This is a genomic window from Marinomonas sp. ABL3_031 (assembly GCF_056161265.1).
The window spans coordinates 108,828-122,843 of sequence record NZ_JBSWYU010000008.1 but is presented as its reverse complement, the minus strand read 5'-3'; the positions used below and the strand labels follow the sequence as shown (position 1 = coordinate 122,843).

The window sequence follows — 14,016 nt, the reverse complement described above, 5'->3', positions numbered from 1 at the left end:
TTTTGTTTTTTTGAATTTATATTATTAAATGGCATCAAATGGACAGACTCTTGATAGAGTTGACAATGACACTCTATGGAATAAGGCTAGAAATCTTATGACGAATACCAGCATGAACCTTCTAAATGATCTAGTAAATAGTCCTTCTTATCAGGAGGCAACCAGTTTGGCACTAAGTTCGGATGAACTTAGTCAGTCCTTGCTGGCTGAGGCTGAGTGGGCTGAAAACAATAAATTGGCGGGTATAGGTCATGCTTTGCTGGTGATCATATTAGGCCTAATGGCTGGGAACCTCATTGGCAGCTTGTTGGCTGAGCTCAATATTTATCAATATGTTTCTAAATTAATGTATTTCTTTTTACTGGTCATTGGCTATTTATTGTCTATTGTTGGCGCCTGTTTCGTGTTGTTTAAAAGTTTTAAGGTGTATCAAAACAGAAAGCTGTCTTTGCTCGCTGCGTACCTGAATAAGAAGGGTTTGGCATTTAATAAAAATATCAAACTGATGACAGTTGATGGGCTGGTAAATCTGGAATATAACATCTCCCAAGCCCAGCAGGGTGACAGCGAGGCGTTATTGCAACTGTCATTAGCATTGTTAGAAGGTCGTTATATAAAAGCCAATTTTAAAGTGGCGTTGGCCTTGGCTGCGATTGCTGCAGATCTTAATAATAGCCGGGCAGCTTACCTTGTCGCACAAGCCTTTGATGGCAACCTTGATGTGAAACTCGATGCCAAAGAGTCATTAGCTGATGACAAGTCGGTTTATATGGACTTCCAAAGCCACCTTTTCTGGTTGCAAAAGGCGGCGGAGTTAGGCTCTTACAAAGCAAAGTCTGAGTTGGCTAAGAAGGAGGTGCCTGATTCGCTAGTGGCTAAATCGACTGCGGATCTGGTTCGCATGGCTTTAGTTGAGTAGAGATATTATTGACCTAGATTGAATTTTGATTGGTTTCGTCTCGTCTCGTTGCGATATCTTGTATTAATGAGAGCTATGATATTCAACGTATTGTTTGATAAAGTCCACATCGCTTTTGGCAATGGTGTGGAATTTGAATTTTAAAAAATGCTTATTACGCTCGTTGAGTATGTCTAACTCTGGGTCGCATAATACCTTGATCAACTTACGTCTACCCTCGTGCATGGCCTTTAGCTCTAGCTTCACCATTTTTGAGCCTTCCACCCCTGATGGGGCTTCAATTTCAATCATTTTAGTGGATATGTTTGTGCAATTGATGGCCATGACTTTACCATTAATCAGAAACATTGAGCCCGTCCAATAGCATCGAACATAGGGTGAGTGAGTGATAGACATAATGCGTTCCCTTCTCGCGTTAACTGTCAATTTGCGGCGACGAGACAGTATAATGTAAGTTTTTTGGTGTGAAAAGGAAAGAAAGACAATAGGTTGAAATTCTTTTTATATTTTCAACTAATTGATTTGAATATGTTTTTTTTATTTTAACAGATGGAGCTAATGCTTTCGCCAAGAGCGTCGATTAAGCTGCTCATTTCATGCGCTTCTGTGGTGAAAGGTGGTGCTAATTGAATGGTATCGCCACCATAGCGCACGTAATAGCCTTTTTCCCACATGGATATGGCGATTTGGAAAGGACGTTTTGCAGGTTCGTCGTCTATTGCTGCTAAGCTAATACCGGCGGCAAAACCGTAATTACGAATATCTGTAATGGCGTCGCTTGCTCCTTTAAGTGAATGAACATGCTGTTCCCAACTAGTACTCATCTTGTTGACACGTTCAATTAGGCCTTCTGTCTTAATGGTTTCTAATGAGGCTAAGCCAGCCGCACAAGCAATAGGGTGAGCCGAATAGGTATATCCGTGAGGCACTTCTAACATATAGTCAGGGCCGCCGGTTTCCATAAAGGTATCGTAGATTTCTTGCTTGAAGACCGCTGCTCCCATAGGTATGACGCCATTGGTAACTTGCTTGGCCAGGGTGATGATATCAGGCGTAACACTAAAGGCTTCAGAGCCAGTTTTCGCACCCATACGACCAAATGCGGTAATCACCTCATCAAAAATCAATAGAATATTGTGCTGATCGCAAATCTCCCGTAAACGTTGTAAATAGCCTTGTGGTGGCACTATCACACCGGCGGATCCAGACATGGGCTCTACAATAACCGCTGCAATGTTTGAGGCGTCGTGCATAGTGATTAGATTAATTAAATCCTCAGCACGTTCTTTGCCTTGCTTGGCCATGCCCTTACTGAATTCTGTGCCTGGAACTTGAGTATGAGGTAGGTGATAAGCCTCGAGACCTTGTCCATATAAGGTGCGATTTGCTGGAATCCCGCCTACGCTAAAACCCGATATGCCGGCACCATGATAGCCTTTTGCCCGACCAATGAACTTAGTTTTGGTGCCCATGCCTTTTTTACGCCAGTAAGCGCGTGAAATTTTCAGCGCAGTATCAACAGATTCGGAACCTGAACCAGTAAAAAAAACACGATTAAGGCCTTCTGGCATAAATTCAATGATCTGTTCTGCCAGTTGGAAGGATTTATCATGACCAAATTGAAACGCGGGCGCGTAGTCTAGCTGTTTAACTTGCTTGCTGACAGCCTCTACTATGCTAGGAACGGCGTGACCTAAACCACAGGTCCATAAGCCAGATAAACCATCAAAGATCTGACGACCATCCGCATCAGTGTAGTAACGGCCAGCGGCTGCCGTCAAAATACGAGGGTCTTTTTTAAATTGACGATTGCCTGTGTAGGCCATCCAATGGGCGTCAAGTTGAGCTTTTGAAAGCTTGGTTTTAATGGTTTGGCTCATGACATTGTCCCCATCAGAATAGCAAATAGTAGGATCATCATGCCCTGGTCGAATGGTTTAGTAAATTTGTAATTATTTAATCTTACGTAATCATTTAGTTAATTTAATATTGATTTAGTTTGTTGATAAAAATGGATTTTATCATTTCAATTGTTTCCTTATCTTTTTTAGCTACTTTGCTTTTAAATTAAGAATTATTGCCTTTATAACATTTCCATTGATTGATTTTTTCAATTTCTCCTTAAAATGGAAATGATCCCCAATGATTGGGGCTCATATTCACCTCGGAAAATTGGAAAGAAGCAGTCGGATTGTCTCAGCCAGTCTTGACATATTTTCTTATCACTTTTAAGTGAAGAATTATAAGGGTGACATTTATAAAGGCCTTTTTAATGAAGCGATAGGGTGTACTGATGAATAATTGCCCATACGGCTTAGGTCTGATGAGAAGATGAAGCGATTTGGTTGTGTCATTTAGTGAAGGTTTTTTTTCTCTTTTTTGAGTTATTCAAAAATGCCCAAAGGCAATAGGAGAAAACTCATGATGAATGAGACTAAGTGTTATCCCAATTATTTGGCTAAAAAAGTGAACGCACATTTACAACGATATAAGGAAGAATGGGGGGGGGAGCATATTATGCATGGGCTTATCCCAACTTCACTTTCTCTGAAATTGATTAGTAATGACTATCTTGCATTAGCAAATCATCCTGATATTCTCAGCGCACAACGTGAGGTATTAGACGGCATAGAAGATACTGTTGTTATGTCTTCCATTTTTCTGCATGGAGACAATCCACAGCTAAACTTTGAAAAGCGTATGGCGGATTTTATGCAAGCAGATGAGACGGTACTTTGTCAGTCTGGCTATAACGCTAATATTGGCTTGGTTCAGGCGATTGTCGAGGGGGCTGAAGTGCCCATTTACATTGATATGTTGGCGCACATGTCATTGTGGGATGGGACGCATTTTAGCAAGGCCTCGGTTTATCCATTCCGTCATAATAGTGTTGAGCATATGGCAACATTGGTGAAACAACATGGCCCAGGTTTGGTCATGGTGGATTCTGTTTACAGTACCAATGGCAGTGTTTGTCCACTCAAAGAGTTAGTGGAAACCGCATTTGATTTAGGTTGTTTGTTATTGGTGGATGAGTCGCATTCCTTGGGCACCCATGGACCCCAAGGTCGTGGTTTGGTGGTGGAATATGGTTTGCAGGACAAGGTCATGTTCCGAACCGCCAGTTTGGCAAAAGCTTTTGCAGGCCGTGCCGGAATAGTGAGTTGTCCAAAAGGCTTTGCAGAATACTTTAAATTTACATCAAAACCCGCGATTTTTAGTTCTGCTCTTTTACCTTATGAAATTGCGGGTTTGAACGCGACCTTAGATTTAATATTGGTTGCTGATGAGAGTCGTAAACAGTTGGTACTGAATGCCAATTATTTAAGGCAATCCTTGAGTAATTTAGGCTATAACACGAGAGCTTCTGAATCACAAATTATTGCTATTGAGTCAGGAACGGAGTGGCAAACCAAGGTATTAAAAGACGTGTTAGAGGCCAGGGATGTGTTTGGTTCCGTTTTTTGTGCGCCCGCCACAGCGAAAAATCGAGCGTTAATGCGTTTGTCTGTAAATTCAGGATTAACGATTAACCAGTTGCATAAAGTCGTTCAGGTCTTCAAAGAGATTAGAAAGGATATTAGCTTAGATCAATGGCGTTCAACGAGGAGGATGTCGACTGAATATCTAAAGACATCAGTTGCTTAATGTTTTAAGAAAACACTATTCTGCGAGAGGGCTAGGCTTGTCATCTCGCAGAATTCGTTCGTAATTATCTACTAATATTCGCATTAGGAGACTTTTTGTTTAGGGGTAATCATATTGCTTTCTTCTATAAAAGCCGCTAAGTAGCTTTCTTCGCCATCAATTGTAATGCATGGGTAAAAGAAGTCTTGCCAATTTTCCTCAATGTTTGGGTGATAAAAACCGTCCAAACTGGGGAACAATGGGATGCTAGTAGGCTGATCTAATGATTTTAATAACTCTGACGGTGCTTTGGCGTCGCTTGCAATTTCTTTGTGAACCTTGATGTCTTCTTTAGTGAGTAGCAACAAGCGATAACGTTTTCCAGATTTATCCAAGAGTAAAAAGTCAGCTGAGGCGGGGCTCAATTCGGTATGTAAGTGGTATTCTACAATGTTTTTTTGTTGCATCAGAGAAAAGAAATAATCCACAACCGCAGAGTCCTCAACCAGAGGGGATTGTAAAGTTAAACCTTCTCGAATGACTCTGTTCATGTCATTGAAGTAATCCTGTTGGTATTTTTCAATTAATTGGTTTATCTGCGGGAGAACGTCTTGCACATTTTTTTTCAGATAAAAATCAATCACCTTATTATTCAGTGCTTCAATGGCAATGTGTTCGTCTGCGACACCGGTCAAGAGGACTTTTTTTATATAAGGGTTATTAATGGCCTTACAAACATCTAATCCATTGTAATCTGAGCCTGGCATGGCGTAGTCCGTAATTAGCACGGAAGGTTCCGAAAAACGTTGTTTATTAAGGGTTTTGTGTAAGATGGACCTGCTATCAAATTTATAATGGTAAGTTGAATCGTTTAAGAACCATTGGTTGTCTTTTTCCAATGCCGGATGATGTTGTATGTTATCATTAATAAATTGAATGGCTTGTTGCGGTTGAACAAAGCTCTTATAGATAGTATCTGCTTCTAATGCTAAAGGGATACTATCGAGAAAGGCTTGGTGATCATCTAAGAAGACCACTGTGGTAGGGTGAAAATACGCATTAATTTTTTTTTGATTAGGTTGAAGCATCATTCAAATTCCATCTTTGTTGTTACTTTCTTTTTATGGATCGGGGAAGCTTAAAGTAAATTCAGTGTACTCCCCGAGCTTAGAATCGCATGTAATGTCAGCATTAAAACTGGTTAACACTTTTTTGCAAAACGCCAAACCGATGCCAGTACCGGCTCCTTTGTCCAAATTGGCAGAGGAATAAAAACTCTCAAAAATAGATAGCCTATCTTTTAATGAGATGCCTTTGCCATTGTCTCTACAAGACAGGCAATTTCTATTATTTTCTTTTTTAAGGTTAATTTCAATATTGGCTTCTGAGGTGCTATTTGTAAAGACCAGAGCGTTTTTTATTAGGTTGAATAGCACATGCATCATGAGTAGATCAGAACCGAAAAATTGAAAGTCTTCATTAAGATTCGTAGTGACTATATTTCTTTCATCTTGCGAATCAAATGGATAGCGCTCAATTGCTTGAGTCACTATATCTGCCATGGAGAAATACCCGAATTCCTCTTGATTGATTTTTGATTTGCCTAAATTCATGAGAAGCATGTCAATGATCGTATTGGAATGCAGGACTTCGTTCTTAATTTGATCCAAAGAAGCATTGAGAATGTCGAAAGTATTAGATTTCATTGGCTGCTTGAGTAGTTTGTGTTTTATGGCTAGCTCATAGGCATTGAACAATTCTGGTAGGTATCGTTTTAAACCATGAGCATGGTTGTGAATGGTCATCAGAGGGGTTCTCAGTTCATGGGAAATTTCTGCCCCGACAGCAGCTAAAACTTTTAGCTTTTCTTGCTTAAGTTGAACGGATTTGTAATTAAAAATACTTCCAGTGAAGATTAAGAATAAATAAATGGGCAATTGTATTAAAAAATTGTTCAATTGTAGGGCATTTGATTCTAAAAAATAGACAGATAAAGCAAGTAAAGAGCCAAAAAAATACATGAAAATGACTAAAGCCCAATCATAGGCTACTAATATAAGTAAACTTAATCCTGCCATTGTGGACATGGCCCAGACAATGTTTCCTTGATTCATTAATAACATGAAGGTAAAGAAAAAAGATAACCCATAAAGCATGATAATTAACCAATATATAGGTATGTAGGGTTGCAGGTAACTTGGCCAGTGTCTAATAAAGGCGAATCCCAAAAATAGCATGCTGCCGATTAAACGTAGTGTTAGGTTTTCATAAGGTTGTGGAAAGAGGTCGTTCCAAATCCAGTAGTATAAAGGGAAACCGAACACGCCAACTAAGCCTATGGCAAAGGCATGAGGTTTAGAGTACTCGACACTTGTGATGAGTGATGTTTTTAAGCGGATCATTATTAGATAAAAAAGGACTTTTATCGTTCGCACTTTCTTAGTCTTCCTTGAAACAATCAGTTTAAGATGTTGTTTTATATAAATTAAATAATTATTCTGGCAACAATGGCTTGATGTTTGCCATAAATGATAAGGATAGCTTAGATCTGGCTTTGAACTTCCATGCTATTACAGTCAGTTTGTTATGACAACGGTTTGCTTAACAGCATGGCTCTTTGTAGGGGTGAGTAGATTAATAGAAAAGACATTAGAATTAACAAGAGGTTTTTTCTTTAAATTCGCATAAATCTTCAATAATACAAGCGTCGCATTTGGGTTTGCGGGCGACACAAATATAACGACCATGCAAGATTAACCAATGATGGGCGTCGAGTAGGAATTCTTTCGGGACAAAACGCAGTAACTTTTCTTCTACTTCTAAGACGTTTTTGCCTGGGGCAATCTTGGTCCGGTTTGAGACGCGAAAAATATGTGTATCTACCGCCATCGCAATTTGACGAAAGGCAGTATTTAACACCACGTTTGCCGTTTTACGACCAACACCCGGAAGAGCTTCAAGGGCTTCCCGCGTTTCAGGCACTTGGCTGTTATGTTGTTCAACAAGAATCTGACAGGTTTTGATGGCGTTTTCGGCTTTGGCGTTAAACAAGCCGATGGTCTTAATGTAATTTTTTAAACCATCAACACCCAAGGCCAGCATGGATTCAGGTGTATTCGCAACAGGAAAGAGCTTACGCGTCGCTTTGTTGACACTAACGTCAGTAGCTTGAGCAGAAAATAACACGGCAATTAACAGCTCGAAAGGGGAGCTGTATTCTAATTCAGTGACAGGATTGGGGTTTTCTGCTCGTAGTCGAGAGAATATTTGGTGTCGTTTATCTTTATTCACCTAATGACCTTTAACTTTCTGTTGATTTCACTGATTTATCCTGTCACACGCACGCGTTTCGATTCTGCAGGGCCTGCTTTGGCTTTGGCGGCGGCAATACGTTGCTTTTCTTTTTCATCGAAATAGTTTTTGCCAGCTATGAGTAAGCCTAAACCAATGAAAGCACCAGGTGGTAAAATAGCAAACAGCACATTCGGGTAATTCTGGAAAACCGTGATTTTCCAGTTCAGGGCCATATCGCCGAACAGTAAATGCATGTCGGAAAACAGGGTGCCTTGACCAATAAGCTCACGCATGGCACCTAAGGCCACCAAAATCACCATAAAGCCCAGGCCCATCATGAAACCATCAATCGCCGATGGTAAAATAGGATTTCGGCTGGCAAAGGCATCCGCACGCCCTAAGATGGCACAATTGGTCACTATCAGCGGGATAAAGATACCGAGAATCTGATACAGCTCATAAGTATAAGCCTGCATAATGAGTTCAATACAAGTCGTGAAAGAAGCAATGATCATTACGAATGCGGGTAAGCGAACTGCATCAGAAACATAGTTACGAATAATGGATACTGCGATGTTAGAGCCGACTAACACCACTAGGGTCGCGAGGCCAAGTCCCAGCGCATTGACGACGGTACTGGTGACCGCCAACATGGGGCACAAGCCAAGTAGCTGCACCAAGGCTGGGTTGTTCTTCCAAATGCCGTTGTAGATGATCTCGGCATAGTTGGTTTTAGGCTTGGTTTCTTGTACGTCTGTGGTGGCCGCTTCTGCACTCATACTTTTGCCTTATCAACGCGCTAACAGCGCGTCCTTGTTTTGATCAAAATAAATTAATGTATTTTTCACGGCTCTTACCACCGCTCTTGGGGTGATAGTTGCACCAGTGAATTGGTCAAAATCACCGCCGTCTTTTTTCACCGCCCAACCGGATAGCTCCGGGTTGGTTAGGGATTTGTTGGCAAAACTGAGAATCCAAGGGGATTTCTTTAGATCTACCTTATCGCCAAGGCCAGGGGTTTCTTTGTGACTGATCACACGACTACCTGTTACTACGCCATCACGATTAATTGCCACCAACATATCCAGATTGCCATTGTAGCCACGAGTGGCGGTCGTTTCGAAGATAATGCCTGTCACTTCACCGTCTTTTCTGGCGATATGAATCTTGGTGCCAGTTTCACTGCCCAACAAAGGGTCTACCGGTAATACGGCGGTGTCTTTAGTTAAGTCATTATCGTACAAATCAGCAGGCAAAATTTCATTAAAGGCGGAGATTTGCGCTTCAAGAATATTATCTTTAATGGTGTGATCCGTCAGTTGATGGGTCACAGCAATCAAGCCCGCAGTTAATACCGCATAAATGCCAAGGCCAAGGCTGTTACGTCGAATCGAAGCAAGGATGTCCATTTATTTGTCCTCCCCGAATTTCAGACCTTTTTTGGCTTTACTGTGACCGTAACTGCGTGGCTGAGTGTAGTAATCAATGAGCGGCGCAGCAAAATTCATTAACAGCACACCAAATGCCACACCATCAGGATAACCGCCCCAGGTGCGAATGATGTAAATGAGAATGCCAATACCCAAGCCGTAAATCAGCTTGCCGCGATTACTGGTACAAGAAGACACGGGGTCGGTGGCAATAAAGAAGGCACCAAACATGGCCGCCCCTGTCGCTAAATGGAAAGCGGGGGAAGCAAAGTGGCCTGGGTCGATGACATAAAACACACCCGATAGGATCAATAAACCCGATAAGAAAGCCACTGGCGTATGCCAAGTAATGATGCGCAGCCAAATTAACGCCAAGCCGCCAATGAGATAAGCAAGGTTGACCCAAAGCCAAGCATTGAGGCTGGCAGCCTGCAGAGCAGGGATGCTATTAAAAGCGGTTTCGCTATCGAGCAAGTCCTTGTGTTTAAAGCCGTCTAGTGGTGTCGCCATGGTGTAACCATCAATACTGGGCAAATGATGAAAAATGGCTTGCAGGCTCTGCATGAAAGACAAGGTCTCACCTGAAGTGGTAAGGCTAGTATGACCAAGCCATTGACTCATGGGAACTGGGAAAGAGACCAAGACAATGGCATAACCCACCATGGCTGGGTTGAATGGGTTATTGCCCAAACCACCGTACAATTGTTTGGCGAAAATAATAGCAAAACCAACCGCGGTGACTGTGACCCACCAAGGTACAGCAGGAGGTAGGGCAATGCCTAATAATACCGCTGTTAACAAGGCACTGTAATCTTTAAGAAAGAAGGCTACTGAGCGTTTGCGGATTAATAGAATCACCGCTTCGCTGGCAAGGGCAGTCAAACAAGCAATGACAATATTGATCAGGGTGCCAAAACCAAATAACCAAGTCTGCACTAGGATACCCGGCACGGTCGCCAAGATAACCATTTGCATCACCCAAGAAGTGCGATGGCCTGCACGTTGCGCGTGGGGAGACGATATTCTCAATAATGCCATTTATTGACTCTCTTGCTGTTTCATCAGTTGCTCAAGCAAATGTTCCGCTTGTGCTTGCTTATCTTTTAGTTGAGCGATTTCAATTTGAATTTGTTCGGCATTGTCTGCTTCCACATCAAGCTTTTTCGCCAGTTTATTGGCCTGTGCTTTCGCCAAGGCAGCGGCAATTTTTTGCTGTTTAATTTGCTCTGCCAAACTGGCTTCAGGTGCTTTTTCATTCACCTGATCTACATTGTTTTGATTTGACGTTGCAGCATCCGATGTAGATGCCTCAGACGATTCTAGTTGCGCCAATTTTTGCTGAGCCTCAAGCAATTTTTGTGGCCATTCAGAAGTCTGAATTTCCGCTTCGCTCTTACCTTGCTCTTTTAATAAGGCAATGTTCTTTTCCGCCTTCTTAATACTGGCTTTGGCGATAGCCAGATCAATCTTGCGTTTTTTATCCTCATCCGCATTAGACGGTGCTGCAGCTTGTGCTTGATCCGCCGAGGTTGATGGTTCAACTAAAGGCTTTTCGACTGCTGTCGTTGATTCTAGTTGCGCCAGTTTTTGCTGAGCCTCAAGTAATTTTTGGGGCCATTCAGAGGCCTGAATTTCCGCTTCGCTTTTACCTTGTTCTTTTAATAAGGCAATGTTCTTTTCCGCCTTCTTAATACCAGCTTTGGCAATGGCGAGATCGACTTTGCGCTTTTTGTCTTCGTCTGCCGAAGTGGTAGTGTTTTCCTCCGGTTTGGCTGGTGCTTTCGGTTGCGAGCCTGGGTTAGCCAAAGCTTTCTCTAGCTCAGCCGCTCTTTGTTGAGCTTCTTTGAATTGCTGACGTAAGGTGTCTAGCTCAGGCGCTTGCAGCTCTTCGGCCTTTTTAAGGGCTTTTTCCACTTTTTTCACCGCCGCTTTGGCAATGGCAGCATCAATTTTGAGCTTTTTAAGCTCATCGCTGTTGGCTATCGTTTCACCACTGGCAGGTTGGGTGGCAGCTTTTCCACTTGTTTGCGCTTGATCTAATTTGGCTTGAGCCGCTTTTTGCTGTGCTTCCAAGTCGGCCACTTTTTGTTTTAAATCAGCGTCATCTGGTGCTTCAGCTAGCTGCTTTTGGGCTTTTTTCAACTTCACGCCAGCGAGCGCTAGGTCGACTTTGGCTTTTTTCAATTCGTCGCTGTTGTCACCGGATGCTGCTTTCGAGCTTGTTTGAGCGGGTGAGGTGCTCGCGGCTTGATCCAATTTGGCTTGGGCCGCTTGTTGTTGCGCTTGTAAGTCTGCGACTTTTTGTTTCAAGTCCACATCGTCTGGCGTTTCGTCTAGTTGTTTTTGTACCTTTTTCAGCTTCACGCCCACTAACGCCAGATCCACTTTGGCTTTTTTCAACTCATCGCTGGCATTGTCTTGTGCACTAGAGACTGCTTTCGCCACAGGCTCTGCTACAGCCAATTTGGCCATTTGTGCCTCCAAGTCTTTAACTTGGTTAGCTTGATCCGTCACTTGCAACTGAATGCTGTTGATTTCTTCAAGATGTTCGTTTTCTTGCGCGCTAAGCAATTGCTTCTCAAGCTTCTTCAATTTGGTCTTGGCAATGGCCAAATCCACCTTGAGCTTCTTGGCTTCGTCGTTTGCTGCAGGTGCCGTGCTGACTGTTGCTTTTGCTGCCGCTTTGTTCGTGTCCTTAGCGGGAGCCGGTTTTTGACGAGCGAGGCGCTTGGCTTCTTTCTCAGCCGCTTCCGCTTCTTGGCGAGCTTTACGCGCCTCAAAGCGTTGCTTAGCAAGATCCGCTTTGACTGCGGACTCGCGGGCTTCTCGAATGCTGCTCTTGGAATGACGATAATATTGCACCAAAGGAATACTACTTGGGCACACATAGGAGCAAGCGCCACATTCAATGCAGTCAAACAAGTTGTGATGTTCGGCTTTCTCATGTTCTTGGCTTTTGCTAAACCACAGCAATTGCTGTGGCAATAAGCTCACAGGGCAGGCTTGTTCACACATACCACAACGAATACAAGCTTGCTCTGGTGCCGGTGGCGGTAATTCTTGTTGAGTGGCTGCCAAAATACAGTTGCTGGTTTTCACCACAGGAACTTGTGTGGAATCTAGGGTAAAGCCCATCATAGGACCACCCATTACCAAGCGGTGCAGCTTGTTGTCTTGGAATTCGGCGTACTCCAATAAGTGAGAAACAGGCGTGCCCAATAATACTTCGACGTTTTGTGGGGCGTTAAGGGCATCGCCAGTCAAGGTCGTAAAACGCGAGATCAAAGGCTTTCCAAGATAAATAGCATCGTGAACGGCCACACAAGTACCGATGTTTTGACACAAAATGCCAATGTCGGCTGGGTGCTGACCGCTCGGTACTTCTTTGCCTGTCAGCAGTTGGATGAGCTGTTTTTCACCGCCTGACGGATATTTTGTTGGCACCACTGCGACTTTGATGGTGCTGTTGCGCTCGTCTAATAAGTCGTTGAGTAACTTGATAGCGGTTGGTTTGTTGTCCTCGATGCCGATAACCACTTGGCTGGCGCTAACCAAATGTTGTAACACTTCGATGCCTAGGATTAATTCCAAAGTGCGTTCACGTATCAACATGTCATCTGCTGTGATGTAAGGCTCACACTCAGCGGCGTTGATGATGAAGTGTGTCAATGGTGACTTGTTGGCGCCTTGAAGTTTTACTTGTGTTGGGAAGCCAGCGCCCCCCATACCGACAATGCCTTTTTCAGATAGGAAAGCCAGAATGTCGGTGCGGTTTTGTAATTTCCAGTCGACTAACGGTTCTAATGCCTGCCATTCTTCTAAGCCATCTGGCTGCAGAATAATGCAGAGATCGCTCAAGCCAGAAGGGTGCGCAATCAAACGGTCTTCAATGGCGACAATGGTGCCAGAAGTCGGAGCGTGTAAAAAGCTGCTCAAAAAACCATTATTTATCGCAATGGTTTGGCCCTTTAAGACTTTATCACCGATTTTGACCAAAGGACGGGAGCTTTGACCTATGTGTTGTCCAAGCGGCAAAATCAGTTCTTTTGGTAAGCTAGGATGACCAAGTGGCAATTGCAGTGACTGAGTTTTGTTTTCGGGGGGATGAATGCCACCATGAAACGAGAAAATATCAAAGGTTTGCATCAGTGGGCTGCCTCCGTTTGACGGTCGGTGGCAATAATATTCAATGAGGTGGCAGCAACGCCTTGTGGTTTATCCCAAGACCAAGTTTTTGTGTTCACACCCACTTCTACCATATCGATACAATCTACTGGACAAGGTTCGACGCACAGATCACACCCTGTACATTCATCTGAAATTACCGTGTGCATTTGTTTTGCCGCACCCAAAATGGCGTCGACAGGGCATGCTTGAATACACTTGGTACAACCAATGCATTCGTCTTCACGAATCACCGCGACGCGCTTGGCGCTTTCTGTGCCGTGATCGCCGTCTAACGGGATAGCTTCGACGTCCAACAAGTCAGCCAGCGCCTGAATGGTGGCTTGACCACCTGGTGGACAATGGTTGATGGCTTCGCCGTTAGCAATGGCTTCGGCATAAGGTCGACAGCCTGGGTGTCCACATTGTCCACATTGGGTTTGTGGTAATAAGGCATCAATTTGATCAACAATGGGATCGCCTTCCACATGGAAGCGCACGTTGGCGTAACCTAAAATGCCGCCAAAGACTAAAGCGAGTAAGACTAGGATGCCGATGGCCAGTAAAACAGTCGTCATGAGC

General features: G+C 43.3%; 12 protein-coding genes. 2 read left to right on the top strand and 10 right to left on the bottom strand.

Annotated elements, in window-relative coordinates; genetic code table 11:
• The first annotated feature begins 97 nt into the window (after window positions 1-97).
• Window positions 98-919, top strand: coding sequence for a hypothetical protein (locus tag ACXAH2_RS10615; protein WP_475078397.1), 822 nt, complete (start codon window positions 98-100; stop codon window positions 917-919).
• A 63-nt stretch (window positions 920-982) separates the two neighbouring features.
• Here the strand turns inward: ACXAH2_RS10615 and ACXAH2_RS10610 are convergent, their stop codons facing one another.
• Together ACXAH2_RS10610 and aptA are read right to left on the bottom strand one after the other, a co-directional pair.
• The gene (locus ACXAH2_RS10610; protein ID WP_475078396.1) at window positions 983-1,267 is read right to left on the bottom strand and encodes a hypothetical protein; all 285 of its coding nucleotides are present in this window, start codon (window positions 1,265-1,267) and stop codon (window positions 983-985) included.
• A gap of 194 nt (window positions 1,268-1,461) precedes the next feature.
• Complete coding sequence (gene aptA / locus ACXAH2_RS10605) at window positions 1,462-2,799, bottom strand: omega-aminotransferase AptA (RefSeq protein ID WP_475078395.1); 1,338 nt, start codon at window positions 2,797-2,799, stop codon at window positions 1,462-1,464.
• 541 nt (window positions 2,800-3,340) lie between these two features.
• On the opposite strand from aptA, the gene cqsA reads away from it, so the two are divergent.
• Entirely contained in the window at window positions 3,341-4,567 is a 1,227-nt protein-coding gene (gene cqsA / locus ACXAH2_RS10600) for an alpha-hydroxyketone-type quorum-sensing autoinducer synthase (protein ID WP_475078393.1), read from the top strand.
• A gap of 83 nt (window positions 4,568-4,650) precedes the next feature.
• On the opposite strand, the gene ACXAH2_RS10595 is transcribed toward cqsA, so the two are convergent.
• The 8 genes from ACXAH2_RS10595 to rsxB all read right to left on the bottom strand — a co-directional run bounded on the left by ACXAH2_RS10595 (window position 4,651) and on the right by rsxB (window position 14,012).
• A complete protein-coding gene (locus ACXAH2_RS10595; RefSeq protein WP_475078392.1) occupies window positions 4,651-5,637 on the bottom strand; it encodes a response regulator transcription factor in 987 nt (328 codons plus the stop codon).
• Between the two features lie 30 nt (window positions 5,638-5,667).
• Window positions 5,668-6,981: a sensor histidine kinase gene (locus ACXAH2_RS10590; protein ID WP_475078391.1), complete on the bottom strand. Its 1,314-nt coding sequence runs from the start codon at window positions 6,979-6,981 to the stop codon at window positions 5,668-5,670.
• 220 nt (window positions 6,982-7,201) lie between these two features.
• A complete protein-coding gene (nth, locus tag ACXAH2_RS10585; RefSeq protein ID WP_475078390.1) occupies window positions 7,202-7,837 on the bottom strand; it encodes an endonuclease III in 636 nt (211 codons plus the stop codon).
• A 35-nt stretch (window positions 7,838-7,872) separates the two neighbouring features.
• Entirely contained in the window at window positions 7,873-8,619 is a 747-nt protein-coding gene (locus ACXAH2_RS10580) for an electron transport complex subunit E (RefSeq protein ID WP_475078389.1), read from the bottom strand.
• Between the two features lie 12 nt (window positions 8,620-8,631).
• Window positions 8,632-9,249 (bottom strand): electron transport complex subunit RsxG, encoded by a 618-nt coding sequence (rsxG, locus tag ACXAH2_RS10575; RefSeq protein WP_475078387.1) that lies wholly within the window; start codon window positions 9,247-9,249, stop codon window positions 8,632-8,634.
• Entirely contained in the window at window positions 9,250-10,308 is a 1,059-nt protein-coding gene (gene rsxD, locus ACXAH2_RS10570; RefSeq protein WP_475078386.1) for an electron transport complex subunit RsxD, read from the bottom strand.
• Window positions 10,309-13,416: an electron transport complex subunit RsxC gene (gene rsxC / locus ACXAH2_RS10565; protein WP_475078385.1), complete on the bottom strand. Its 3,108-nt coding sequence runs from the start codon at window positions 13,414-13,416 to the stop codon at window positions 10,309-10,311.
• The gene (rsxB, locus tag ACXAH2_RS10560; protein WP_475078384.1) at window positions 13,416-14,012 is read right to left on the bottom strand and encodes an electron transport complex subunit RsxB; all 597 of its coding nucleotides are present in this window, start codon (window positions 14,010-14,012) and stop codon (window positions 13,416-13,418) included. Before rsxB ends, rsxC begins: the two co-directional genes overlap by 1 nt.
• Between the last annotated feature and the right edge of the window lie 4 nt (window positions 14,013-14,016).